The organism is Streptomyces sp. NPDC029164 (genome assembly GCF_055563995.1).
This window is the reverse complement of record NZ_JBVHWW010000038.1, coordinates 48,126-71,961: the sequence shown is the minus strand read 5'-3', so window position 1 is coordinate 71,961 and position 23,836 is coordinate 48,126. Positions and strand designations below refer to the sequence as shown.

The window sequence follows — 23,836 nt, the reverse complement described above, 5'->3', positions numbered from 1 at the left end:
GCGCGCATCATGTCAAAGGATCAATCGTGGGTCAGCGGTCGGCTGTGGCGTAGGTGGTGGCGGCCATGGTGGCGGCGGCGGTGAAGACAGCGGGCCAGGGGCCGATCTTCTTGGCCAGGGGGTGGGAGGCCGCGAAGGCGGCGATGTAGGCAGCGCGGAGGAGGGCCGTCGTCGTCGGGGTCGTGCGGCGGTGCCATGCGCGGGCCGCGACGGTGCCGGCGGCCGCGAGGACCACGCCGCCGAGGGGGCGCTTGCCCGTCCAGCGGGCGGTGGCACAGCCGCCGACGAGGCCGGCTGCGGCCACGAGTGAGGTGGGGATCCGCGCCGTGGTGGGGGCCTCCGGCCGTTCGGACGTCATCGGTCGAGGCTAACGCGCGCGCCGGGTGAAGCGTCGCGCGGCCGCCAGTCCCAGCACGACGACGGCTCCGCCGAGGACACCGGGCGGGACGGAGTCCTGAACGGCGCGGGGAAGCACCGCCAGCACCCCCAGGAGGATGAAGAACGCCACGGCGCAGCCCCCGAGAGCGACCAGTACGCGGGTGATGAGGGTGTTCGTCGGCACGCTGGGCTCCCTGCGCTCCTGGGTGTCGTAACGAGTCGTGCGAGTCGTACGAGTCGTACGGTTCCTGCTGTTGCCGCGAGTCGTACGCGTCGTGCGGTGCGTTCGGCTTCGCGCTCCCCGTTCAACGCCCGCCCGTACGGCGTCGATACGGGCGTTCCGCGGCACCGTACGGAAGTCGGATTTGTCGCACACCCTCCGGATCCGTGCACCTGCCCTCAAGGGAACCTCCCCGGCGTAGATTCACTCTCTGAGAGGGGCGATACGACCGAAGCCGCCCAAGCCGGCCCAAGGAGCTGCAAACGTGATCTGTTATGGACCGGCCGTCCTCGACCTGTCGGACGAACTCGCCGACACCTACAGCGAGGTCTTCTCCGCGCCGCCGTGGAACGAAGACGAAGAAACCATTCGCCAGTTCGTCGCCCGGCTCCAGGCCGACAGCCGCCGCACGGGATTCCGTACCGCCTTCGCCCAGTCCGCCGTCGGCATCGACGGATTCGCCACCGCCTGGCTGACCCCCAAGACCTTCCCCACCGACCGGTCCTACGGGCGGGTCACCGCGCAGCTCGGCCGCCCGCGCGTACGGGAACTCCTCATCGGCGCCCTGGAGATCGACGAGCTCGCCGTACGCCCGCACGCGCGCGGCCACGGCACCGGCCGCGCCCTCCTCGCCGAGATCACCGCCGACGCCCCGGACTCCCGCGCCTGGCTCCTCACCGCGCGCATGGCCACCGACACCGTCGCCACCTACCGCCGGCTCGGCTGGCACGAGGTCATCCCGCTGCCCGGGACGGAGAACGGCGTCGTCGTCTTCCTCGCCCCGAACCACCCCTCGGCCTGAGCATCGCCCGCACCCCACCGGGCATATCCCGGGCATGATCACACGCGTCGCCGTCGCCCAGCGCCAGCTCAACATGGCCACCCACCACCAGCTCAGGCAGGCCGGGATCCCGGCCGCCACCATCAGCGGCCGCAGCCGCCGCGCCGGGCCCTGGCAGCGGCTCCTGCCCCGGGTGTACCTCCTGCAGACCGGCCCGCCGGACCCCCGGCAACACGCGCTGTCCGCCGTCCTGTACGCCGCCGAGCCCGCCGCCGACCCGCTGTCCGGGGCGACCGCAGCCCTCACCGGCGGCGCCGCGCTCGCGCTCCTCGGCATCCGCGGCGCCCCGCCCGACCCGCTCCACGTCCTCGTACGCTCCCCGCGCACGGTGACGGCCACCGGCCGCGTCCGGCCCGCCCCGACCACCCGCTGGCCCGCGACCATCCACATCCACGGCGTCCCGAGCGCCCGCCCGGTCCGGGCCGCCGCCGACTTCGCGGCCCGCACGGACGACCCCGACCTGGTGCGTTCCGTCCTCGCGAACGTCGTCCAGGGCGGCTGGTGCCACCCCCACGACCTGCACGCCGAACTGCGCGCCGGCCGCGTCCGCCACCGCCCCGCCGTCCGCGCCGCCGCCGCGGAACTGCTCGCCGGGGTCCGCTCGATCGCCGAGGGCCGCGCCCGCGACACCCTGTCGGCCACGGACCTGCCCGCACCCCTGTGGAACGCCCGCCTCTACGCGCCCGACGGCGCGTTCCTCGCCTCACCGGACGCGTACTGGCCCGAGGAGGGCGTGGCGCTGGAGGTCGACTCCGCGGAGTACCACTACACGCGCGACGCCTGGCAGGCCACGCTGCACCGCCGGCTGCGCCTGGAGTCGCGCGGCGTCCTGGTCGCCAGTACGACCCCGGCGATCCTCCGGGACCGGCCGGCGGACGTCATCGGCGCGCTGCGCGCCCTCCTCGCCCTGGGCGCGGCCCGCCCCGCGCCGCCGGGCGTCACCGCCCGCGGGCACGCCCAGCTGGAGCTGCCGATGCCGATGCCGATGCCGATGCCGTAACCGTGCCCGCTGCCGCGCCCGTAGCCGCTCCCGTGGCGTCCTCCGCGCGGACTACGCCCCGAAGGCGCGGGACACCGTGTAGATCAGCAGGCCCGCCAGGGCGCCGACCACCGTGCCGTTGATCCGGATGAACTGCAGGTCACGGCCGATGTGGGCCTCGATCTTGCGGGAGGTGTGCTCGGCGTCCCAGCCCGCCACCGTGTCCGTGATCAGCGAGGTGATCTCGGTGCGGTAGGTGGTGACGACGTAGACGACCGCGCCCTCGATCCAGCCCTCCAGCTTCGCCTGCAGCCGGCCGTCGGTGGCCAGCCGCGCGCCCAGGGAGATCAGCGAGGCGCGGACCCGCAGGCGCAGCTCGCTCTGCTCGTCCTCCGCCGCCGAGATGATCATCGAGCGGATCGCCGACCAGGCCGAGGCGATGACGTCCTGGACCTCGTCGCGCGCCAGGATCTCGGACTTGAGGCGCTCCACCCGCGCGCGGGTCTCCGTGTCCGACTGGAGGTCGGCCGCGAAGTCCCGCAGGAACCGGTCCACCGCCCCGCGCGCCGGGTGCTCGGGCATGTCCCGCATCTCCGTGATGAAACGGAGCAGCTCCTTGTAGACGCGCTCGCCCACCTTGCGGTCCACGAACCGCGGGGTCCAGCCGGGGGCGCCGCCCTGGACCGCGTCCGTGATCGAGTCCCCGTGCGTGACGAGCCAGTCGTGGGCCTTGGCGCAGATCAGGTCGACGGCCCGGCGGTGGCCGCCGTCCGCGACGACCCGCTCCAGGGTCTTGCCGATGCCCGGCGCGATCTCGGCGGTCTCCGCGCGCCGGGTGATCGCCTCGCCGACGACGGCCTGCACGTCGGAGTCGCGCAGTACGGTCAGCGCCCCGCGCAGGGCTGCCGCCAGCTCGGCCGTGACCCGGTCCGCGTGGGCCGGCTCGGCCAGCCAGGCCCCGAGGCGGCCGCCGATGCCGAGGGCGTGGAGGCGGGCCCGGACCACGTCGGAGGAGAGGAAGTTCTCGCCGACGAACTCTCCGAGGGTGACGCCGAGCTGGTCCTTCTTGGTCGGGATGATCGCGGTGTGCGGGATGGGCAGGCCGAGCGGCCGCTTGAACAGGGCGGTGACGGCGAACCAGTCCGCGAGCGCGCCGACCATGCCGGCCTCGGCCGCGGCGGCCACGTACGCGGCCCAGCCGCCGGCGCCCCACGCGTGCTGGGCGTACTTGGCCAGTACGTAGACCAGCGCCACCAGGATCAGCAGACCGGTCGCGAAGGTCTTCATCCGCCGGACACCGCGCCGGCGCTCCTCGTCCGCGGCGTTGAACACGAACGCTCCGCGGACGGCGGGCGGTACGGGTGGTGGCCCCGACGGCGGGGCGGTGCCTCCGGCTGTGCTGCGGTTCTCCACGTGCTCCTGCCTTCCCCCGGGGGCGCCGGTTTTGTCTGCATAGCATCCGACTCCTGGGAGGCCCGAGGAGTTCCCGCCACGCCCTTTCGCTCCCGCGCGGGCTGCGGTCCGGGAGGCTGCGCCGGTCCGCTCCCGCGGGGCTGCGGTACGGGCGACCCGTGCCGTTCCGCTCCCGCGCGGGCTGCGGTCGGGCGACCCGTGCCCCGTGCCGCTGGCGCGACGGGCCAACACCTCGGCCTCCGGCCGACCGATCCGTTCCCGGCCCGGAACAGGGCCAAGGCCCCGGCCCCGGCCCGGCCAGATCCGCTGCCGCGAGCGGAAGCCCAGGCTCCCCGACGGCGACGCCAGCCGCGCCGCGCCCGGCAGCGGGGCCGGGCCACCGGCCAGGGCGCCCGTCGACGGGCCAAGGCCACGCCCGGCCCCGTCCGCGCCGCTGCCGCGACGGGGCTGTGCCCCCGGTCTCGGCCCCAGCGGCACATCCCACCGGCCTGGCCCGGTCCGGGTCGCTGCCGCGACGGGCCGATGCGGCCCTGCGCGGCGGGCACCGGCCGACCGTCGGCCGAGGCCGCGCCATCGACGGCTGCGCCCCCGGCCCCGCGCACCGGCGCAACGGCCGCACCGTCCAGCAAGCCGAGCCACCGCCCGGCCTGTCGACGGGCCGATACCCGGCCCGGACGGCACGGCCCCGCCGGGGGACAGCGGCTCCCGCAGGCGGCGCGGCGGGCGACGCCGCGGGGCCCGGTCCGCGGGGCAGCGCGCACCGCCCGGCCCCGGCCGCAGGCCGCCGCGCGGCTTGGCGCGAAGCCGGCCGGGCAGGCGGGTCGCCGGGCCGTTGCTACAGCTCTTTGCGCAGGGATGGGCCGGCCATCGGGGGCTTCGGGTTCTTGACCTTGATTTCCACGCCGCCCCAGAAGGCGAAGCCTGTGACGACGACCCGCGGGGCGCCCGGCAGGGACGGCCCCGCGCTGTGGCGCTGGTCGAAGGCGCCCATGAAGCCGAAGCCCCGTACGTCGAGCTCCACCCCCGGCGGCACCGTGATCTCGATACCGCCCATGATCGCAACGCAGTTGATCACCACCTCGCGCTGCGCGAAGTCCGCCTCGCGCAGGTCCAGCTCGCCGCCGCCCCAGAACGCCACCGCGTCGAAGCGCGCGGGCACCGTCCACCGGCCCTTGCGCTGGAACCCCGACATGACCGCGACCGCCAGCGTGGAGGTCCCCGCCCCGCCGATCCGCCCCGGCCACGGCGCGGCGGCCGCCGACCCGGCGGCCGGCACCGGCTGCGCGGCCGGCCCCGCCGCCGCCGGCAGGTCCCGCGTCAGCGGTTCCAGTTCCGCGTACGTCCGGGACTTGTACGCCGCCTCCAGCCGCTCCTCGAATTCCTCCATGTCGAGCCGGCCCTCGGCGACGGCGTCCCGAAGACGCTCCGCCACCCGGTCCCTGTCGGCATCCGACGCCCTCAGCTCCGGCAACGGCTTCTCCGGCCGATCGTCAGTCATGCGCACCAGACTATGCAGGGTTTCCCGGGAGTTGTACGGGGAGGACCTGGGCACGTCCCTGAGATCGACCCCGGTTTTCCCCTGACCTGGCCGGCCGGCCGACCGGCCCGCAGCGTCAGCCGCGGCCCGCGTACATGCGCGCGATCACGTCCTCGATGTCCGGTTCCCGCACCGACAGGTCCACCAGCGGGTACTGCGCCGCCACCGCCGCCACCAGCGGGGCCGCCGACGTCCCCGCCGGGAAGGCCAGCCACTGCCGCGGCCCCTCCACCTTCACCACCCGCGCGCCCGCCACCTCGATCGGCGCGAGCTCCCGCTCCAGGTCCACCACCAGCGTCCGCTCGCTCGCCCCCGCCGATCCCTCCGAACCCACCGCGTGCAGACCGTCCAGCACCCCGTCGTACATCAACCGCCCGTGGTCGATCACCATCACCCGCTCGCACAGCTGCTCGATGTCCTGGAGGTCGTGCGTGGTCAGCAGCACCGTCGTCCCGAGCTCCTCGTTCAACTGCCGCAGGAAGCCCCGCACCTTCGCCTTGCTCACCACGTCGAGCCCGATCGTCGGCTCGTCCAGGTACAGCACCTCCGGATCGTGCAGCAGCGCCGCCGCGATGTCCCCGCGCATCCGCTGCCCGAGCGACAGCTGCCGTACCGGTACGTCGAGCAGCTCGGCCAGGTCCAGCCGGTCCACGCAGCGTTCCAGGTTCTCCGCGAACCGCGCCGCCGGGATCCGGTACATCCGCCGCATCAGCCCGTACGAGTCCTTCAGCGGCAGGTCCCACCACAGCGTGGTGCGCTGCCCGAAGACCACCCCGATCCGGTGCGCGAGGCGCATGCGTTCCCGCGACGGGTCGATGCCCGCGACCCGCAGCCGGCCGCCGCTCGGGGTCAGGATGCCCGTCAGCATCTTGATGGTGGTCGACTTCCCGGCGCCATTGGGCCCGATGTAGCCGACCATCTCGCCCCGCGCGACCTCGAAGCTGATCCCGTCCACCGCCCGCACCGGGCGTTTCTCCCGGCGCATCAGACTCACCCGGCGCCGTACGTCGAAGACCTTTTCGACCCCGTCCAGCGAGATCAGCGCATCCGCGTCAGCCACAGCTAGCTCCCCGTGCTTCGGTACGAACGGACTCCCGCGCGCCACGCCAGCGACGCGGGCAGGAACACCAGGAAAGCCACCAGCGGGCTCAGGTACCCGACCCACCCGGGCAGTCCCAGCGGATCGGGCCGCCCCAGCACGTACAGCGCGGGCAGCCAGTTGACGAAGGCGAGCGGCACGATGAAGGTGACCCCGCGCAGCAGGTCCTTCGCGAAGATCGTCGGCGGGTACTGGAGCATCGTGCAGCCGCCGTAGGTGAAGGAGTTCTGCACCTCCGCCGCGTCCCCGGCGAGGAACTGGAAGGCCGCCCCGGTCACCATCACCGCCGCGAAGATCGCCGCCCCGGCCACGATCATCACGGGCACGATCAGCACCTTCCCGGCCGTCCAGTCCACGTCCAGGGACCAGAGCGCCCAGCCCAGCACCCCGAGGCCCTGCACGACCCGCCCGAGCCGGCGCAGCGCGAACCGGTCCGCCGCCACCTGCGCGAGCACCGGGACCGGCCGCACCAGCATCGTGTCCAGCGAGCCGTCCCGGATCCGGGCACCGATCCGGTCGGTGTTGCCCATCAGCAGGTCCGCCAGGCCCAGGGAGGCCGAGCAGGACCCGTACAGGAGGGCGATCTCGGGCAGCGTGAAGCCGCCGAGGACGTCCACGTGGGAGAACATGATGGAGATCGTGACGAAGTCGAGGAGGGTGATCGCGGCGTTCCCGAAGGCGGACAGCGCGAAGGACGCCCGGTACGTCATCGTCGACCGGATCCACATCCCCACGATCAGCCCGTAGCCGCGCAGCCCCTCCCGGACCTGCCGTACGCGGGCGGACCCGCCGAGCGGTCCCGCCCCCGGCGCCGCCCCCGGCACCGTCAACTCCCGCCCCGACGCCGCCTCGACGGCCTCCGCCGCCCCCACCGCCTCCGCCTCCGCCTGTGCCTGTGCCTCAGCCACCCTGGACCACCACCTTCCGCGTCGCCGCCGACTGCAGCAGCCGCCCCGCGCCCAGCAGTACGAGCGCCCACCCGGCCTGGAACCCCAGCGCCTCGGCCGCGCCCCCGGCCCCCGCGTGCTTGCCCAGCAGGACGTCCATCGGCACCTGGAGCATCGCCGACCACGGCAGGACGCGCACGAACTCGCCGAAGCCGCCCGGGAAGACGGTCAGCGGCAGCAGCATCCCGGAGAAGAAGATCGAGACGACGGTGGCCATCATGTTGATCCCGGACCCGTCCATCAGCCAGAAGGCCAGCAGCCCGAGCAGGTAGCGCACCGCGAAGCTCACCACCAGCCCGAGCACGACCGAGACCAGGAACAGCAGCCAGCGCAGCGGATCGGTGGGCAGCGCCAGCCGGAACGCCAGCGCCCCCGCCGCCAGCGGGACCAGCCCGCGCCCCAGCAGCTGGAAGCCCGCCCGGCCCATGTCGGCGGCGAGCCACCACATCTGGAGGTCCGCCGGCCGGTACAGGTCGACGGCGATGTCGCCGGTGCGCACCCGCTCCTGGATCTCCTCCTGGAAGCCGCCCCCGATCAACGCCCCTGCGGCGAGCAGCGACTGGCTCACCCACACGAAGGTCAGGGCCTGCGCCTGGTCGTAGCCGCCGAGTCCGGGACGCTCGTCCCACAGCGCGATGTACGTGTACGCCACGATGAAACCGAACGTGGTGTTGGTGAAGACCCCGGCCGCCGTCGCCGTTCCATAGGTGGCGTACCGCCTGAATCCCCCTGCCGCGACCGCCAGGTAGAGACGCACTCTCCGGCGCACCGTATCCCTCCGTTTTCCACGTCGTTCCTACGTCGGCCAAAGCGCGCGAGCTTAGTGCGGAGGGGCGATCCACGCGACCGATTTACGCCCGTCCGGAGCGGAATCACCGGCCATCGGGTAGACACCATGAGGTACAGAAGTGGATATTTCGAACGGCGTTGAGGAGTCCTGGAGATGAGCGACCAGTCACCACCCCCGGGCTGGACCCCTCGCGACCCGGACACCCCGCCCGAAGCACGGCAACCACGGGCGAACCAGGGGCCCCGACAGCAACCGGGGGACCGGCAGCAAGCGGAGGGCCGGCAGCAACCGCAGCCCCAGCCCCAGCCGCAACCCCGGCCGCCCGCACCGGGGAAGGGGCCCCGCCGCAAGCGCACCGGCTGGCGCCGCCTCATCCCCACGTGGCGCATGGTCCTGGGCGCCGTCCTGCTCCTCGCCCTGCTGATCGGCGGCGCCCTCGTGGCCGGCTACCTGCTGGTCGACATCCCGCCGGCCAACGCGGCCGCCACCGCGCAGTCCAACGTCTACCTCTACTCCGACGGCTCGCAGATCGCCCGCGACGGCGAGGTCAACCGCGTCAACGTGCCGCTCTCCCAGATCCCGCGGACCGTGCAGGAAGCCGTACTGGCCGCCGAGGACCGGGACTTCTACTCCGAACGGGCGGTGGACCCCAAGGCGATGCTCCGCGCCGCCTGGAACACCGCGACCGGCAAGGGCACCCAGTCCGGCTCCACCATCACCCAGCAGTACGTCAAGAACTACTACCTGGGCCAGGAACAGACGATCAAACGCAAGGTCAAAGAGTTCTTCATCGCGATCAAACTCGGCCGCGAGAAGTCAAAGGACTACATCCTCGAGGGCTACCTGAACACCAGCTACTTCGGCCGCAACGCCTACGGCATCCAGGCCGCCGCCCAGGCCTACTACGGCAAGGACGTCAGCAACCTCACCACCGCCGAGGGCGCCTACCTCGCCACCCTCCTCAACTCCCCCAGCGCCTTCGACGTGGTCGCCCACCCCCAGAGCCGCCCCCGCGCCCTCGCCCGCTGGAACTACGTACTCGACGGCATGGTCAAGAAGGGCTGGCTGTCCGAGACGGAGCGCGCCACGACGCAGTTCCCCGAGCCCGGCAAGGTCCGCGCGGCCGCGGGCCTGTCCGGCCAGCGCGGCTACCTCGTGGAAGCGATCAAGGACTACATCGTCGAGAACAAGATCCTCGACGACAAGACCCTCGCCGAGGGCGGCTACCGGATCACCTCCACGATCGACAAGCGCCGCCAGACCGCCTTCGTCGAGGCCGTCGACGACCAGATGATGAGCAAACTCGAGCCGGAGACGCGCAAGGCGGACCGGCTGGTGCGGGCCGGCGGGGTCTCCATCGACCCGGCCACCGGCAAGGTCGTCGCCATGTACGGCGGCATCGACTACACCAAGCAGTACGTCAACAACGCGACCCGGCACGACTACCAGGTCGCCTCCACCTTCAAACCGTTCGTCTTCGCGTCCGCCGTGGAGAACGGCTCCCGCACCCAGGACGGCCGCCGGATCACCCCCCACACCCTCTACAACGGGGACAACAGGCGCCCCGTCGTCGGCGGCCGGATCCGCTTCAACCCCGAGAACGAGGGCCAGATCTCGTACGGGAACATCACCGTCAACACCGCCACCGACCTCTCCGTCAACGCCGTGTACGCGCAGATGGTCGTCGACGTCGGCACCGGCAAGGTCAAGAAGACCGCCATCGACCTCGGCATCCCCGAGGACACCCCGAACTTCGTCACCGGCCCCGCCATGGCGCTCGGCACGATGCAGGCCAGCGTCCTGGACATGACCCAGGCCTACGCGACCCTCGCCGACCACGGCCGGCGCACCCCGTACACCTTCCTGGAGAAGATCACCAAGGGCGGCGACACGATCGGCCTGCCCGAGCGCACCCCCACCCAGGCCATCAGCCGCGAGGCCGCCGACACTACCACGTCCATGCTGGTCAGCGTCGTGGACAACGGCACCGGTACGGCGGCCCTCGCCGCCGGTCACCCGGCCGCCGGCAAGACCGGCACCGGCGAACTGGACCGCTCGGCCTGGTTCGCGGCCTACACCCCGAACCTGGTCACGGTCGTCTCGATGATGGGCCAGGACCCGGACACCGGAACCCTGCAGTCCCTCTACGGAGCCCTGGGCGAGCCCCGCATCGGCGGTGGCGGCTACCCGGCCCGGATCTGGGCCGCGTACACGAAGACCGCCCTGGAGGGGACCGACCCCGTCGACTTCGACCTGGAACTCCAGCCGGGCGCGGCGCAGCCCCCGCCGCCGCCCTCCCCGGAGTCCAACCCCCCGCTGGAGACGCCGGACGACGAACTCACGCCCACGCCTCCGCTACGGCCGACCCCGCCGACGGGCGGCCGCGACAACGGCGGCCAGAACCAAGGGGGTCAGGACAACGGGGGCCAGACGCAGGGCGGCCAGAACCAGGGAGGACAGAACAACGGCGGCCAGAACAACGGCGGCCAGACCCAGGGCGGGCAGAACAACGGGGGCCAGGACAACGGCGGCCAGACGCAAGGCGGTCAGGACAACGGCGGCACCACCCAGGGCACCCAGGGCACCACGGGCACCCAGGGCGCCGACGGCGGGCCGGCCGACGGCCTGCGCCCGCCACCGTCGGCGTTCCTGGAATGACCGCCGGCTCGGGCGGTCAGTGACCGGAGGTCACCTTCAGCCCGACCACGGCGACCAGCAGCAGACAGATGAAGAAGATCCGGGAGGCGGTGACGGGCTCGCCCAGCACCGCCATACCGAGCACGGCCGCGCCGGCGGCGCCGATGCCCACCCACACCCCGTACGCGGTACCGATGGGCAGGGTCTTCGCGGCGTAGGACAGCAGCACCATGCTGGCGACGATCCCGGCGCCCGTGAACACACTGGGCCAGAGCCGGGTGAAGCCCTCGGTGAATTTCATGCCGATCGACCAGCCGACTTCGATCACACCGGCGACAACAAGAAGAACCCAGGCCATGACGGCACCTCCGAGACAACGAGCGATACGGGGTGCGTCGTCTTGTCGTACCCGGTACGGCGCGTCTCGTCGGGTTCTCCTCCACCGTAGCAAAAGGCAGCGAAAAGGGCCGGTGACAAAGGCCACCAGCCCTTTTGCGTTCCGTACGCGTTCGTCCTAGAGGTACAGGCCGGTGGAGTCCTCCGACCCCTCCAGCCGCTCCGCGGCCACCGCGTGCAGGTCCCGCTCGCGCATCAGCACGTACGTCGCGCCCCGCACCTCGACCTCGGCACGGTCCTCGGGGTCGTACAGGACCCGGTCCCCGGGCTCGACGGTCCGTACGTTCTGCCCGACCGCGACCACCTCGGCCCAGGCCAGCCGCTTGCCCACCGCGGCCGTCGCCGGAATCAGGATGCCGCCGCCCGAGCGCCGCTCGCCCTCGGGCAGGTCGGACTTCACGAGCACGCGGTCGTGCAGCATGCGGATGGGCAGCTTGTCGTGGGTGGTGTTCTCGCTCACGCCCCGAACCTACCTGTCCGCGCCCGCCCCGTGCCGCTCAGGGTCACGCGCGCCTGCGTCGTGCCGACAGGACAAGCGCACCGACCACACCCACCGCGAGCAGGGCGACCGGCACGATCCGCTCGGGACGCGGAGTCCCGTCGTCGTGGCGCAGGCCGTCCCGCAGATCCGTCACGACACGGTTCACCGCGGCGAAGGCGCGCCCGGCCGCGTGGTCGACGGTCGAGACGACCTTGGCCCGCGCATCCCCGATGATCGTCTTCGGGTGCACGCGCACGCCGATCTCGTCGAGCGTCTCGGCGAGCTGCTCGCGGCGGCGGACGATGTCCGCCTCGATCTGTGCGGGGGTCCTGGCTTCGGGCACCGCGCTGCCTCCGTCGTCTGGTCCGGTGGGGGGTAGTCCCCGGTGAACAGTCTGTCAGCTTAGTCTCGAGACGTACCGATCCCCTCTTGAGGAGACTGTCCAGATGAGCGAGCGACTCCAGCCGGGCGACACCGCCCCCGCCTTCACCCTGCCCGACGCGGACGGCAACGAGGTCTCGCTCGCCGGCCACAAGGGCCGCAAGGTGATCGTCTACTTCTACCCGGCCGCGCTGACCCCGGGCTGCACCAAGCAGGCCTGCGACTTCACGGACAATCTGGACGTCCTGGCGACGGCCGGCTACGACGTCATCGGCGTCTCCCCGGACAAGCCGGAGAAGCTCGCGAAGTTCCGCGAGAAGGAGCACCTGAAGGTCACCCTGGTCGGCGACCCGGAGAAGGAGACCCTGACGGCGTACGGCGCGTACGGCGAGAAGAAGCTGTACGGCAAGACGGTCACCGGGGTCATCCGCTCCACGGTGGTCGTCGACGAGGAGGGCAAGGTCGAGCACGCCTTCTACAACGTGAAGGCCACGGGCCACGTAGCCAAGATCATCAAGGACCTGGGCATCTGACCCACCCCCACCCGACGCAGCGGCCCGCCCCGAATCCGGCGCGGGCCGCTCCGCTTCCCACGCGCACCCCCGGGACAACGCTCCGACGTGCATTGCTCGATCTCGGTGTCCAGGAGCGCTGCGCCGAATGCGGCATCGATGCCGTCTGGATGGGCGAGCCTCTTCCCTTGGAGGTCGACCACATCAACGGCGACCGGAGTGACGACCGCCGCGAGAACCTGCGGCTCCTGTGCCCCAACTGCCATGCGACGACGAGCACCTGGTGCCGTGGAGGTCGCCCCGGCCCCACACGCTGATCTTGCTCGGACAGCCACAGCCGCCTGCCGCTATCATGGCAGGCGGCTAGCGGCGGTGGCGCAACGGCGACGCAGCAGACTTAGGATCTGTGGCCCGTGAAACGGCTTGAGGGTTCGAATCCCTTCCGCCGCACCAATACGGCCTGCGAATCAAAGCTCGATTCGCAGGCCGTTCCCAGCGCAGGGTCAGCCCAGGAGTTCTCGGACCGCCGGGACGAGGGCGCGGAAGGCTTGGCCTCGGTGGGAGATGGCGTTCTTCTCGGCCGGGGTGAGTTCGGCGCAGGTGCGGGATTCGCCCAGGGGCTGGAGGATCGGGTCGTAGCCGAAGCCGCCCGTGCCGGCCGGGGCGTGACGGAGGGTGCCCAGGAGGCGGCCCTCGACCACGCGCTCCGTGCCGTCGGGCAGGGCGAGGGCGGCCGCGCAGAAGAAGTGGGCTCCGCGGTGCTCGTCGGCGATGTCGCCGAGCTGGGCCAGCAGGAGGTCGAGGTTGGCCTTGTCGTCGCCGTGCGTGCCGGCCCAGCGGGCCGAGAAGATGCCGGGGGCGCCGTTCAGGACGTCCACGCAGAGGCCGGAGTCGTCGGCGACCGCCGGGAGGCCGGTGGCCTGCGCGAGGGCGTGGGCCTTGAGGAGGGCGTTCTCGGCGAAGGTGACCCCGGTCTCCTTGACGTCCGGGATCTCCGGGTACGCGTCCGCGCCGACCAGCTCGTGCGGCAGGCCGGCGTCGGACAGGATGGCGTGGAGTTCGGAGACTTTGCCCGCGTTGCGGGTGGCCAGGATCAGGCGGCTGGGCGTCGAGGTCATGCGCCCATTATCCCGGGGTGCAGACCTTGGAGATCTCGCCGGCCGCGTCGGCGACGGGCTGGATGTCCGGGACGGTGTTGCCGCTCTCGATGGAGGCGCGGACGTTCTTGACCGCCGTGTTCATCGAGGTGATGGCCTTGCCCAGGTCGGCGTTGTCGGTCTGGTCGCCGATCTTCTTGAGGTTCGCCTCGATCTGGTTGAGCGCGTTCTGGGCGTCCTGGGGGCTGTTGCCCGCCTGGGAGACCGCCTGCTGGAGGTCGTTCGCGCCGTCGGTGATGGCCACCGCCGTGTTCGCGCAGTCCATCGCGGTGGAGATCGCGTCGCAGGCGGACAGGGCCGGGACGGTCAGTACGGCGGCCACGGCTATGGCCGCGATGCGGAGCTTCATGCGTTCCCCCGGGAGCAGGATTCGGATGCGTGGACGGGCGCACGGCTGTGACACCGTGCGCCCGTGTCTTCGTAGACGCCGGGCCGGGCCCGGCGGTTGCCGCCTCGGAGGGAGACGCCCCTAGAGTGCGAGCGCGCCGAGCTGGATGGCTTCCAGGTCCGCGCAGCCGCCGGCGGCGAGGTCGAGGAGGGCGTTCAGTTCCTTGCGGTCGAAGGGCTCGCCCTCGGCGGTGCCCTGGACCTCGACGAAGCGGCCGTCGCCGGTGCAGACCACGTTCATGTCGGTCTCGGCGCGCACGTCCTCCTCGTAGCAGAGGTCGAGGAGCGGGACGCCGTCGACGATGCCGACGCTGACGGCGGCGACGGTGCCGGTCAGGGGCTTGCGGCCGGCCTTGATGAGCTTCTTCTGCTGGCCCCATGCGACGGCGTCGGCGAGGGCGACGTAGGCGCCGGTGATGGCGGCGGTGCGGGTGCCGCCGTCGGCCTGGAGGACGTCGCAGTCCAGGACGATGGTGTTCTCGCCGAGGGCCTTGTAGTCGATGACGGCGCGCAGCGAACGGCCGATGAGGCGGGAGATCTCGTGGGTGCGGCCGCCGATCTTGCCGCGGACGGATTCGCGGTCGCCGCGGGTGTTGGTGGAGCGCGGCAGCATCGAGTATTCGGAGGTGACCCAGCCCTCGCCGCTGCCCTTGCGCCAGCGCGGGACGCCTTCGGTGAAGGAGGCGGTGCAGAAGACCTTGGTGTCTCCGAAGGAGATGAGGACGGAGCCCTCGGCGTGCTTGCTCCATCCGCGTTCGATGGTGACCGGGCGGAGCTGTTCGGGCGTACGGCCGTCGATGCGAGACATGGCTCCGAGCCTAGTCCCTGCGGTGGAACGCGAGGACCCCGTCCGGGTGGTTCCGGTACGGGGTCCGTTGGGGGCCCGGACGGGGCCTACGGGGTCCGGGTCACATCATGTCTTCGATGTCGGCGGCGATCGGGTCGGCGTCGGTGCCGATGACGACCTGGATGGCGGTGCCCATCTTGACGACGCCGTGGGCGCCGGCGGCCTTGAGTGCGGCCTCGTCGACGAGGTCGGGGTTGACGACCTCGGTGCGCAGGCGGGTGATGCAGCCCTCGACCTCTTCGATGTTGTCGATGCCGCCGAGCCCGGCGACGATCTTCTCAGCCTTGGTGGCCATGTGTTTCTCCCTGAGTGTTTCGAAGAACGAGTCTCGGCGCGGCCGGTACATGGAGAGCCACCTGTGCGGTCCGCTTCGTCACGGTAACGCACGGTTGGCGCATCTACGCGAGCGCGTGACCGCTCCCTGCCGAATGATGACGATCAGCGGCAACCTGCCCACAACTGGTCTACACCAGTGTGCCGTAAGTGTTGCGGCAGCCAAAAACGGGCCGGTCAGGGAGGACTCCGATGAGCGCGAGCATCTCCAAAGCAGCACCACGCCCGTCGTGGCGGAACAACCTGTTCCAGGGGCTGCAGAAGATGGGGCGGAGCCTTCAGCTCCCGATCGCCGTACTGCCCGCGGCAGGCATCCTGTTGCGGCTGGGGCAGCCGGACGTCTTCGGCAAGGACGGACTGCAGTGGACGGACGTCGCCAGCGTGATGGCGGGCGCGGGCGGCGCGCTGCTCGACCCCGACCTCGGCCTTCCCCTCCTCTTCTGCATCGGCGTCGCCATCGGCATGGCGAAGAAGGCGGACGGTTCGACCGCCCTCGCGGCCACGGCGGGCTTCCTCGTCTACCGGGGGGTGCTGCACGCGTTCCCGAACGACTGCCCGGAGGGCAGTCGGAACATCGGGGGCGGCTGCCTGGGGCAGGACGACACGTTCGTCGCGTTCACCTACCAGAACCCGGGCGTCTTCGGCGGCATCGTCATGGGGCTGCTGGCGGCCTGGCTCTGGCAGCGCTACCACCGTGTGAAGCTGGTGGACTGGCTCGGCTTCTTCAACGGCCGGCGGCTGGTCCCGATCATCACGTCCTTCGCCGCCATCGCCTTCGCCGCGCTCTGCCTGTGGATCTGGCCGCCGGTGGGTGCCGGGCTGGAGAGCTTCTCCGACTGGCTGCGCGGTCTGGGCTCGTGGGGCGGGGGCATCTTCGGCGTCGCGAACCGCGCGCTGCTGGTGATCGGCCTGCACCAGTTCCTGAACGTGCCGATGTGGTTCCAGTTCGGGTCGTACACGGCGCCGGACGGGAAGACGTACCACGGCGACATCAACATGTTCCTGCACGGCGACCCGAACGCGGGCCTGTTCCTGACCGGCTTCTTCCCGATCATGATGTTCGCGCTGCCGGCCGCGGCGCTGGCGATCACGCACTGCGCGAAGCCGCAGCGGCGCAAGGAGGTCGGCGGCCTGATGCTGTCGGTGGCCCTCACTTCGTTCGTCACCGGGATCACGGAGCCGCTGGAGTACTCCTTCCTCTTCGTCGCGCCCGCCCTGTACGCGGTGCACGCGGTGCTGACGGGTGTGTCCATGGCGGTGAGCTGGGCGCTGGGCGTCCACGACGGCTTCAGTTTCTCGGCGGGCCTGATCGACTACGTCATCAACTGGAAGCTGGCGACGAAGCCGTGGCTGATCATTCCGATCGGGCTGTGCTTCGCGCTCGTCTACTACGTCGTCTTCCGCTTCGCGATCACGAAGTTCAACCTCGCGACGCCCGGCCGGGAATCGGACGAGGAGATCGCGGCGATGGAGTCGGAGACCACCAAGGCCTGAGCGCCGCGGCAGGGTGGGAACCCGGTCCGTCAAGGGCCCCCGGATCACGATCCGGGGGCCCTTCGGCATACCCCGGGACATGTGATCCAGGCCACAGGAAATCGAAGGTTCCTTATCTAACCCTCACCGTGTTACAACTGGTCTACACCACAATTGGTGTAGACCACGAGGGGCGTTCGAGCCCCCGTGTATCCCCCCTTTCGAAGACGCCGCCGTCCCCGTTTCCCCTGGCGGCGCCTTGCCCACTGGAGGACCTTGTGACCACGGCTGCCGCTCCCGCGGCCGAGAAGAAGAAGGGCGCTGGCGTGATGGCCGTCATGCAGCGCATCGGCCGGAGCCTCATGCTCCCCGTGGCCGTGCTGCCTGCCGGCGCGCTCCTGCTCCGCCTGGGTGCGGACGACATGCTCGGCGACAAGGACGTCTTCCCGACCTTCGTCCTGAAGATCGCCGGTTACATGGCGGCCGGCGGTGGCGCGATCCTCGACAACATGGCGCTGCTGTTCGCCGTGGGCATCGCGATCGGCTTCGCCAAGAAGTCGGACGGCTCCACCGCCCTCGCCGCCGTCACCGGTTACCTGGTCTTCCAGAAGGTCCTCGCGACCTTCACCGACAGCAACCTGCCCAAGGTCGCCAAGGTCGTCGGCGGCAAGATCGTCAACGTGGACGCCCCGGTCAACGCGGGTGTGCTCGGCGGTGTCGTGATGGGCATCATCACCGCCCTGCTCTACCAGAAGTTCTACCGGACCAAGCTGCCGGACTGGGCGGGCTTCTTCGGCGGCCGCCGCCTCGTCCCGATCCTCTCCGCCCTGGCGGGCCTGGCCACCGGTGTCGTCTTCGGTCTCATCTGGCCGGTCCTCGGCACGGGTCTGCACAGCTTCGGTGAGTGGCTGACCGGTTCCGGCGCCGTCGGTGCGGGCATCTTCGGTGTCGCCAACCGTGCGCTCATCCCGATCGGCATGCACCACCTGCTGAACTCCTTCCCGTGGTTCCAGGCCGGCTCCTTCGACACCCCGACCGGCGCTGTCCACGGTGACATCGGCCGCTTCCTCGCCGGTGACCCGAGCGCCGGACAGTTCATGACCGGCTTCTTCCCGATCATGATGTTCGCCCTCCCAGCGGCCTGCCTCGCGATCGTGCACTGTGCCCGCCCCGAGCGCCGCAAGGTCGTCGGCGGCATGATGCTCTCCCTCGCGCTCACCTCCTTCGTCACCGGCGTCACCGAGCCGATCGAATTCACCTTCATGTTCATCGCCCCGGTGCTGTACGCGATCCACGCGGTGCTGACCGGTATCTCGATGGCCCTGACCTGGGCCCTGGGCATGCGCGACGGCTTCGGCTTCTCGGCCGGTCTCGTCGACTTCCTGCTGAACCTGGGCATCGCGGAGAAGCCGTGGATGCTTGCGGGCGTCGGCCTCTGCTTCGCGGTGGTCTACTACGTCGTCTTCCGCTTCGCGATCATCAAGTTCAACCTCCCCACCCCGGGCCGCGAGTCCGACGAGGAGCTCGCCGAGCTGCTCAAGGCCGAGGCCAAGTAAGCCCGCTCGCCCACACGTAGAAGCCCCCGCACTCCCGGAAGGGAGGGCGGGGGCTTCCGCGTGTTCGGGAAGGTCAGACCTCGTAGACCGCGCCCGCGTACGCAAGGTCGACCCGGCCGTCGTAGACCGCGCGGGCGTCGGCGAGGTTCTGCGCCGCGTCCGTCCACGGCGGGATGTGCGTGAGGACGAGCCGGCCGACGCCACCGCCGCGCGCGTACTCGCCGGCCTCGCGGCCGTTCAGGTGGAGGTCCGGGATGTCCTCCTTGCCGTGCGTGAAGGAGGCCTCGCAGAGGAAGAGGTCGGTGCCGTCGGCGAGCAGCCCCAGCTCGGGGCAAGCGCCGGTGTCCCCGGAGTACGTGAGCGAGCGGCCGCCGTGCTCGATGCGGATGCCGTAGGACTCGACGGGGTGGGCGACGCGCTCGGTGCGGATCTGGAACGGCCCGATCTCGAAGCTTCCGGACTTCAGGGTGCGGAAGTCGAAGACCTCGCTCATCGAGCGCTCGTCGGGGACGTCGTCGTAGGCGGTGGTCAGGCGCCGCTCGGTGCCCTCGGGTCCGTAGACGGGGATGGTTCCGCAGCGGCCGCCCTCGTGCCGGTAGAAACGGGCGACGAAGTACGCGCACATGTCGATGCAGTGGTCGGCGTGCAGATGGCTCAGGAAGATCGCGTCGAGATCGTAGAGACCGCAGTGGCGCTGGAGGTCCCCCAGGGCACCGTTGCCCATGTCGAGGAGCAGCCGGAAGCCGTCGGCCTCGACGAGGTAGCTCGAACAGGCCGATTCCGCAGACGGGAACGACCCCGAACAGCCGACGACGGTGAGCTTCATGGAGCGTGAACCTCCGTGGACGGTCCGTGGACGGAATGCGGGCCGTGCGTGCGTCGAGCGTAAGGCGCGAAACGTCCGGTCGCTCCTCCGCGGCGGGCCGTTGTGGGGGAAGTCACCGCCTGCACCACTCATACCCAGTAATGGCAAGCGCTCAGGTGTACGGCACTGGAGCAGAGTGCCCATCCCGGCCGTGCGGCCGCGCCGGGTGCCGGGTGCCGGTGGCGCGGCTACGGTCGAAACATGGACACGTCCTGGTGGCCCGCGGTCGCTGCGGTCGTGGCCGTGGCGCTGGTGGCGCTGGTGGCCGGGGCGCGGCTGGGTGTCCCCCGCCGGGCCCCGCCGGCGCACGGGTCCGGTCCGCCGCCGCATCCGCACGCCGGGGAGCTGTGGTCCCTGGCGGACGGCCGTACCTGTCTGGTCCTCGCGGTCGAGACGGTACGGGGCCACCGCGCGCGGGTCGCGTGGATCACCGGGAAGTACGACGACCGGCGGGCCGGGGTGATCCCGCTGCCCCCGGGGACGGTGGGGGCGCAGGGCCGGGCGGGCTTCCTGGAGGCGGACCGGCCGGCGGAGGTGTCGCTGTGGGAGTTCCGGACGCGGATGGGGGTGCTGGACCCGGCGCTGTGGGACGAGATCAAAGGACTGGGAGGCGGTCGGTGAAGCCGGTGATCCGCGTGCGGCGCGTGTACGACCCGCCGGAGCCGGGCGCGGACGGGTGGGGGTCCCCCGGACGGAGTCCGGGGGACCGCGGTCAAGGACCCGGCCGCCGGCCATGCGGCCGTGCTCGCTGACCTGCCGTCCCACTGACCGGGCTCGGCCCGGACCCGGCCCTCAAACGCCGGACGGGCTGGATTTCCAGCCCCGCCGGCGTTCGAGGCGCGGGGGTCCGGGGCCGGAGCCCCCGCAGCGGCCCGCAGGGGCTACGCCCAGAGCTGGCCCTGGAGGACCTCGATGGCCTCTTCGGTGGTGGCGGCCGTGTAGACGCCCGTCGAGAGGTACTTCCAGCCGCCGTCGGCCACGACGAAGACGATGTCCGCCGTCTCGCCCGCGGCCACCGCCTTGCGGCCGACGCCGATCGCCGCGTGCAGGGCGGCCCCGGTGGAGACGCCCGCGAAGATCCCCTCCTGCTGCAGCAGCTCCCGCGTGCGGGTGACCGCGTCCGCCGAGCCCACCGAGAAGCGCGTGGTGAGCACGGAGGCGTCGTACAGCTCGGGGACGAAGCCCTCGTCGAGGTTGCGCAGCCCGTAGACCAGGTCGTCGTAGCGCGGCTCGGCGGCCACGATCTTGACGCCGGGGACGTTCTCGCGCAGGTAGCGGCCGACGCCCATCAGGGTGCCCGTGGTGCCCAGGCCCGCCACGAAGTGGGTGATCGACGGGAGGTCGGCGAGGATCTCCGGGCCCGTGGTGGCGTAGTGCGCGCCCGCGTTGTCCGGGTTGCCGTACTGGTAGAGCATCACCCAGTCCGGGTGCTCCGCGGCCAGTTCCTTGGCCACCCGGACCGCGGTGTTCGAGCCGCCGGCGGCCGGCGACGGGATGATCTCGGCTCCCCACATGGCCAGCAGGTCGCGCCGCTCCCGGCTGGTGTTCTCCGGCATCACGCACACGATGCGGTAGCCCTTGAGCTTGGCCGCCATCGCCAGCGAGATGCCGGTGTTGCCCGAGGTCGGCTCCAGGATGGTGCAGCCGGGGTACAGCCGGCCGTCCTTCTCGGCCTGCTCGACCATGTGGAGCGCGGGGCGGTCCTTGATCGAGCCGGTCGGGTTGCGGTCCTCCAGCTTGGCCCAGATGCGGACGTCGTCCGAGGGCGACAGCCGGGGCAGCCGGACCAGCGGCGTGTTGCCGACCGCGGCCAGCGGGGAGTCGTAGCGCATTACTTCGATCCGCCGGCCACGGCCGGGAGGATGGTGACGCTGTCGCCGTCCTTGAGCTCGGTGGAGATGCCGGCGAGGAAGCGGACGTCCTCGTCGTTGAGGTAGACGTTCACGAAGCGGCGCAGCTCGCCGCCCTTGGCCTCGTCGACGATGCGCTCCTGGATGCCCTTGTGACGGGTCTCCAGGTCGGCGAAGAGGTCGGCGAGGGTCGCGCCCTCACCGGAGACGGCCTTCTCGCCTTCGGTGTAGGTGCGGAGGATGGTGGGGATGCGGACCTCGATGGCCATGCTGTCTCCAGTCGTCAGGGCGTGGGCAGGGGCGTCGGTAACGTGCGGCGCGCGGTTCGTCGGCCCCCCGCGCGGAAGGGCTCTGGTGCTCAGACGGCAGGACAGATGGCGCTGGCGAGGCGGCACAGGTCGACGTGCAGCCGCGCCACGAGCAGCAGCCTGCCGGGCGTCTCGATGCTCACGTCGTGGGAAACCATGCGGTCATGTTAACGATTCCCGGTCCCCGGTTTGGAGTGTGATCCCGCATCGTGGACGCCGACCGCTCACATGATGGTCAGTAGGCCTCGACGACCTGCACTTCTTCCTCGGTGATCACGCCGTCGACGATCCGGTACGAGCGGAACTGGAACTCTCCGAGGCCGTCCTTGTCCGCGGTCGAGACGAGGACGTAGTGCGCGCCCGGCTCGTTCGCGTACGTGACGTCGGTGCGCGAGGGGTAGGCCTCGGTGGCGGTGTGCGAGTGGTAGACGATCACGGGATCCTCGTCGCGGTCGTCCAGCTCGCGGTAGAGCTTCAGCAGGTCCTTCGAGTCGAACTCGTAGAACGTGGGCGAGCGGGCCGCGTTCAGCATCGGGATGAACCGCTCGGGGCGGCCGGTGCCCGCCGGGCCGGCCACGACGCCGCACGCCTCGTCGGGGTGGTCCTGGCGGGCGTGCGCGACGATCTGGTCGTACAGGGCCTGGGTGAGGGTCAGCATGAGCGACAGGATAAGCAGACGGGCCCTTCCGTACCGAGGAGTGGTACGGAAGGGCCCGCATGGTGGACACAAGGTCCGTGGGGGCGCGGTTCCCGGCCGTGGCAGGCGGCCGGGACGCGCGGTCTCCGGGTGCTACGAGGCCTTGGTGAAGGCCGCGCCGCGCGGGTCGCGGGACTTCATCACCAGGTACGAGACGCCCAGGATCAGGCCCCACAGCGGGGCGCAGTACAGCGAGACGCGGGAGTCCTTGTCGGCGCCCATCATCACGATGACCATGCCGATGAAGAGCAGGGCGAACCAGCTCGTGTACGGGGCTCCGGGCGCCTTGAACGGGGAGGCGGGCAGCTCGCCGCGGTCCGACTTGGCGCGGTAGCGGATCTGGCAGACGAGGATCATGATCCAGGCCCACATGCCGGAGATGGTGGCGAAGGAGACGACGTAGTCGAAGGCCTTGCCCGGGGCGACGTAGTTGATCCAGACGCCCACCAGCATCAGCGCGGCGGAGAAGGTGGTGCCGATCAGCGGGGTGCCGCTCTTGGTGAGCCTGGCGAAGAACTTCGGGCCCTGGCCGTTGAGCGCGAGGTCGCGCAGCATGCGGCCGGTGGAGTACATGCCCGAGTTGCAGGAGGACAGGGCGGCGGTCAGCACGACGAAGTTGACGATGGCCGCGCCGATGCCGAGGCCCATGCGCTCGAAGGCGGCGACGAAGGGCGAGACGCCCGGCTGGAAGTGCGTCCACGGGACGACCGACAGAATCATGATCAGCGCGCCGACGTAGAAGACGGCGATGCGCCACGGCACGGTGTTGATGGCCTTGGGCAGGGTCTTCTCGGGGTCCTTGGACTCGCCGGCGGTGACGCCGACCAGCTCGACCGCGAGGAAGGCGAACATGACGATCTGGAGGGTCATCAGCGTGCCGCCGATGCCCTTGGGGAAGAAGCCGCCGTCGTTCCACAGGTTGGTGACGGTGGCGGTGTCCGCCGCGTCGGAGAAGCCGATGGTGAGGATGCCGGCGCAGATCAGGATCATGCCGACGATGGCGGTGACCTTGACCATGGAGAACCAGAACTCCAGCTCGCCGAAGAGCTTCACGGAGATCAGGTTGGCGGCGTAGAGGATGACCGTGAAGATCAGCGCGTAGGCCCACTGCGGGAAGCTGTCGTGGGTCCAGTACGACATGTACTGCGCGGCGGCCGTGACCTCGGTGATGCCGGTGACCACCCAGAACAGCCAGTACGTCCAGCCGGTGACGTATCCCCAGAACGGGCCCAGGAACTCGCGGGCGTAATCCGAGAAGGAGCCGGAGACGGGGCGGTACATGAGCAGCTCGCCCAGGGCCCGCATGATGAAGAAGATGACCAGGCCCGCGATCGCGTAGGCCAGGATCAGGCTCGGTCCGGCCTTGGAGATCGCCTTGCCGGCGCCCAGGAACAGGCCGGTGCCGATGGCTCCGCCGATCGCGATCATCTGGATCTGCCGGGCGCCGAGCGTGCGGTGGTATCCCTCGCCGCCCTCGCCCTGAGTGCCCTCGCCGGGCGTGTTGCCGTGCTGCTCGACCTGCACAGAGGTCATGTCTGGTGCGCCTTTCTCCACGCCGACCCGCGCCTTGAGTGGCTGCGGATCGGGTCCTCGATCCCCCCGGATACGGATGGAGTTGCACGCCGGCGGTCCGCCGGTCCAAGCGTGCCGGGGGACATGGGTGGCGTCCCTTCGGCAGTCGTGAAGATTTATCACGGGCTTACGACTGCCGGAGGGGGAGAAATGTGGCGGAGGGCACTAAAAAATCTGGAC

28 protein-coding genes, 1 tRNA gene and 1 riboswitch are annotated in these 23,836 nt (G+C 71.0%); of the genes, 9 read left to right on the top strand and 20 right to left on the bottom strand.

Features of this window, described 5'->3' with window-relative positions; all coding sequences use genetic code 11:
* Positions 1-31: 31 nt before the first annotated feature.
* Together ACZ4VT_RS30715 and ACZ4VT_RS30710 are read right to left on the bottom strand one after the other, a co-directional pair.
* Positions 32-358, bottom strand: a complete 327-nt coding sequence (locus ACZ4VT_RS30715) for a hypothetical protein (protein WP_467954555.1) — start codon at positions 356-358, stop codon at positions 32-34.
* A 9-nt stretch (positions 359-367) separates the two neighbouring features.
* Complete coding sequence (locus ACZ4VT_RS30710; protein WP_467954553.1) at positions 368-562, bottom strand: hypothetical protein; 195 nt, start codon at positions 560-562, stop codon at positions 368-370.
* Positions 563-863: 301 nt separating this feature from the next.
* Here ACZ4VT_RS30710 and ACZ4VT_RS30705 point away from each other — a divergent pair, with 301 nt between their 5' ends.
* Positions 864-1,400, top strand: a complete 537-nt coding sequence (locus tag ACZ4VT_RS30705; RefSeq protein WP_467954551.1) for a GNAT family N-acetyltransferase — start codon at positions 864-866, stop codon at positions 1,398-1,400.
* 34 nt (positions 1,401-1,434) lie between these two features.
* Positions 1,435-2,439 (top strand): hypothetical protein, encoded by a 1,005-nt coding sequence (locus ACZ4VT_RS30700; protein WP_467954549.1) that lies wholly within the window; start codon positions 1,435-1,437, stop codon positions 2,437-2,439.
* 51 nt (positions 2,440-2,490) lie between these two features.
* Here ACZ4VT_RS30700 and ACZ4VT_RS30695 read toward each other — a convergent pair whose 3' ends face one another.
* From ACZ4VT_RS30695 to ACZ4VT_RS30675, 5 genes are all read right to left on the bottom strand, one after another.
* Positions 2,491-3,831: a DUF445 domain-containing protein gene (locus ACZ4VT_RS30695; protein ID WP_467954547.1), complete on the bottom strand. Its 1,341-nt coding sequence runs from the start codon at positions 3,829-3,831 to the stop codon at positions 2,491-2,493.
* 835 nt (positions 3,832-4,666) lie between these two features.
* On the bottom strand, positions 4,667-5,329 hold the full coding sequence (locus ACZ4VT_RS30690; protein WP_467954545.1) for a DUF1707 SHOCT-like domain-containing protein: 663 nt from the start codon (positions 5,327-5,329) through the stop codon (positions 4,667-4,669).
* A gap of 115 nt (positions 5,330-5,444) precedes the next feature.
* Entirely contained in the window at positions 5,445-6,428 is a 984-nt protein-coding gene (locus tag ACZ4VT_RS30685) for an ABC transporter ATP-binding protein (RefSeq protein WP_467954543.1), read from the bottom strand.
* Positions 6,429-6,430: 2 nt separating this feature from the next.
* Positions 6,431-7,339, bottom strand: a complete 909-nt coding sequence (locus tag ACZ4VT_RS30680; protein ID WP_467954575.1) for an ABC transporter permease — start codon at positions 7,337-7,339, stop codon at positions 6,431-6,433.
* 28 nt (positions 7,340-7,367) lie between these two features.
* Complete coding sequence (locus ACZ4VT_RS30675; protein WP_362814255.1) at positions 7,368-8,171, bottom strand: ABC transporter permease; 804 nt, start codon at positions 8,169-8,171, stop codon at positions 7,368-7,370.
* A gap of 186 nt (positions 8,172-8,357) precedes the next feature.
* Between ACZ4VT_RS30675 and ACZ4VT_RS30670 the strand changes: the two genes are divergently transcribed.
* On the top strand, positions 8,358-10,862 hold the full coding sequence (locus ACZ4VT_RS30670; RefSeq protein WP_467954540.1) for a transglycosylase domain-containing protein: 2,505 nt from the start codon (positions 8,358-8,360) through the stop codon (positions 10,860-10,862).
* A gap of 16 nt (positions 10,863-10,878) precedes the next feature.
* Here the strand turns inward: ACZ4VT_RS30670 and ACZ4VT_RS30665 are convergent, their stop codons facing one another.
* The 3 genes from ACZ4VT_RS30665 to ACZ4VT_RS30655 all read right to left on the bottom strand — a co-directional run bounded on the left by ACZ4VT_RS30665 (position 10,879) and on the right by ACZ4VT_RS30655 (position 12,061).
* On the bottom strand, positions 10,879-11,199 hold the full coding sequence (locus tag ACZ4VT_RS30665) for a DMT family transporter (protein WP_319728230.1): 321 nt from the start codon (positions 11,197-11,199) through the stop codon (positions 10,879-10,881).
* 31 nt (positions 11,200-11,230) lie between these two features.
* A riboswitch (guanidine-III (ykkC-III) riboswitch) is annotated at positions 11,231-11,300 on the bottom strand.
* A gap of 55 nt (positions 11,301-11,355) precedes the next feature.
* On the bottom strand, positions 11,356-11,697 hold the full coding sequence (locus ACZ4VT_RS30660; RefSeq protein ID WP_030009035.1) for a GroES family chaperonin: 342 nt from the start codon (positions 11,695-11,697) through the stop codon (positions 11,356-11,358).
* Positions 11,698-11,740: 43 nt separating this feature from the next.
* Complete coding sequence (locus ACZ4VT_RS30655; protein ID WP_467954538.1) at positions 11,741-12,061, bottom strand: DUF3618 domain-containing protein; 321 nt, start codon at positions 12,059-12,061, stop codon at positions 11,741-11,743.
* 103 nt (positions 12,062-12,164) lie between these two features.
* Between ACZ4VT_RS30655 and bcp the strand changes: the two genes are divergently transcribed.
* The 3 genes from bcp to ACZ4VT_RS30640 all read left to right on the top strand — a co-directional run bounded on the left by bcp (position 12,165) and on the right by ACZ4VT_RS30640 (position 13,064).
* Positions 12,165-12,632 carry a thioredoxin-dependent thiol peroxidase gene (gene bcp, locus ACZ4VT_RS30650; RefSeq protein ID WP_328925912.1) on the top strand — a complete coding sequence of 156 codons (468 nt, stop codon included), beginning with the start codon at positions 12,165-12,167 and terminating at the stop codon, positions 12,630-12,632.
* A 149-nt stretch (positions 12,633-12,781) separates the two neighbouring features.
* Positions 12,782-12,928 carry an HNH endonuclease gene (locus tag ACZ4VT_RS30645; protein WP_467954574.1) on the top strand — a complete coding sequence of 49 codons (147 nt, stop codon included), beginning with the start codon at positions 12,782-12,784 and terminating at the stop codon, positions 12,926-12,928.
* Between the two features lie 49 nt (positions 12,929-12,977).
* Positions 12,978-13,064: transfer RNA gene (locus ACZ4VT_RS30640), tRNA-Leu, on the top strand.
* Between the two features lie 50 nt (positions 13,065-13,114).
* Here the strand turns inward: ACZ4VT_RS30640 and rdgB are convergent.
* The 4 genes from rdgB to ACZ4VT_RS30620 all read right to left on the bottom strand — a co-directional run bounded on the left by rdgB (position 13,115) and on the right by ACZ4VT_RS30620 (position 15,348).
* Entirely contained in the window at positions 13,115-13,729 is a 615-nt protein-coding gene (rdgB, locus tag ACZ4VT_RS30635; protein WP_467954535.1) for an RdgB/HAM1 family non-canonical purine NTP pyrophosphatase, read from the bottom strand.
* Between the two features lie 7 nt (positions 13,730-13,736).
* Positions 13,737-14,117: a hypothetical protein gene (locus tag ACZ4VT_RS30630; RefSeq protein WP_030717980.1), complete on the bottom strand. Its 381-nt coding sequence runs from the start codon at positions 14,115-14,117 to the stop codon at positions 13,737-13,739.
* Between the two features lie 120 nt (positions 14,118-14,237).
* Positions 14,238-14,963 carry a ribonuclease PH gene (rph, locus tag ACZ4VT_RS30625; protein WP_388829895.1) on the bottom strand — a complete coding sequence of 242 codons (726 nt, stop codon included), beginning with the start codon at positions 14,961-14,963 and terminating at the stop codon, positions 14,238-14,240.
* A gap of 100 nt (positions 14,964-15,063) precedes the next feature.
* Positions 15,064-15,348, bottom strand: a complete 285-nt coding sequence (locus tag ACZ4VT_RS30620; RefSeq protein WP_078893174.1) for a PTS sugar transporter subunit IIB — start codon at positions 15,346-15,348, stop codon at positions 15,064-15,066.
* A 179-nt stretch (positions 15,349-15,527) separates the two neighbouring features.
* Here ACZ4VT_RS30620 and ACZ4VT_RS30615 point away from each other — a divergent pair, with 179 nt between their 5' ends.
* Both ACZ4VT_RS30615 and ACZ4VT_RS30610 read left to right on the top strand, forming a co-directional pair.
* Positions 15,528-16,829, top strand: coding sequence for a PTS transporter subunit EIIC (locus ACZ4VT_RS30615; protein WP_467954532.1), 1,302 nt, complete (start codon positions 15,528-15,530; stop codon positions 16,827-16,829).
* Between the two features lie 308 nt (positions 16,830-17,137).
* On the top strand, positions 17,138-18,364 hold the full coding sequence (locus ACZ4VT_RS30610; RefSeq protein ID WP_467954572.1) for a PTS transporter subunit EIIC: 1,227 nt from the start codon (positions 17,138-17,140) through the stop codon (positions 18,362-18,364).
* A 73-nt stretch (positions 18,365-18,437) separates the two neighbouring features.
* Here ACZ4VT_RS30610 and ACZ4VT_RS30605 read toward each other — a convergent pair whose 3' ends face one another.
* Positions 18,438-19,190, bottom strand: coding sequence for an MBL fold metallo-hydrolase (locus ACZ4VT_RS30605; RefSeq protein WP_362814270.1), 753 nt, complete (start codon positions 19,188-19,190; stop codon positions 18,438-18,440).
* Positions 19,191-19,430: 240 nt separating this feature from the next.
* Between ACZ4VT_RS30605 and ACZ4VT_RS30600 the strand changes: the two genes are divergently transcribed.
* On the top strand, positions 19,431-19,850 hold the full coding sequence (locus ACZ4VT_RS30600; protein WP_362814272.1) for a hypothetical protein: 420 nt from the start codon (positions 19,431-19,433) through the stop codon (positions 19,848-19,850).
* A 260-nt stretch (positions 19,851-20,110) separates the two neighbouring features.
* On the opposite strand, the gene ACZ4VT_RS30595 is transcribed toward ACZ4VT_RS30600, so the two are convergent.
* The 5 genes from ACZ4VT_RS30595 to ACZ4VT_RS30575 form a co-directional block, all read right to left on the bottom strand.
* Positions 20,111-21,061 carry a PLP-dependent cysteine synthase family protein gene (locus ACZ4VT_RS30595; protein WP_467954529.1) on the bottom strand — a complete coding sequence of 317 codons (951 nt, stop codon included), beginning with the start codon at positions 21,059-21,061 and terminating at the stop codon, positions 20,111-20,113.
* Positions 21,061-21,348 carry a MoaD/ThiS family protein gene (locus ACZ4VT_RS30590; protein ID WP_351294523.1) on the bottom strand — a complete coding sequence of 96 codons (288 nt, stop codon included), beginning with the start codon at positions 21,346-21,348 and terminating at the stop codon, positions 21,061-21,063. Before ACZ4VT_RS30590 ends, ACZ4VT_RS30595 begins: the two co-directional genes overlap by 1 nt.
* Positions 21,349-21,437: 89 nt before the next feature.
* Positions 21,438-21,545 (bottom strand): putative leader peptide, encoded by a 108-nt coding sequence (locus ACZ4VT_RS30585; protein WP_312847437.1) that lies wholly within the window; start codon positions 21,543-21,545, stop codon positions 21,438-21,440.
* A gap of 77 nt (positions 21,546-21,622) precedes the next feature.
* Positions 21,623-22,045 carry a M67 family metallopeptidase gene (locus ACZ4VT_RS30580; RefSeq protein WP_351294526.1) on the bottom strand — a complete coding sequence of 141 codons (423 nt, stop codon included), beginning with the start codon at positions 22,043-22,045 and terminating at the stop codon, positions 21,623-21,625.
* A 132-nt stretch (positions 22,046-22,177) separates the two neighbouring features.
* A complete protein-coding gene (locus tag ACZ4VT_RS30575) occupies positions 22,178-23,617 on the bottom strand; it encodes an amino acid permease (protein WP_362814275.1) in 1,440 nt (479 codons plus the stop codon).
* Positions 23,618-23,836 lie beyond the last annotated feature (219 nt).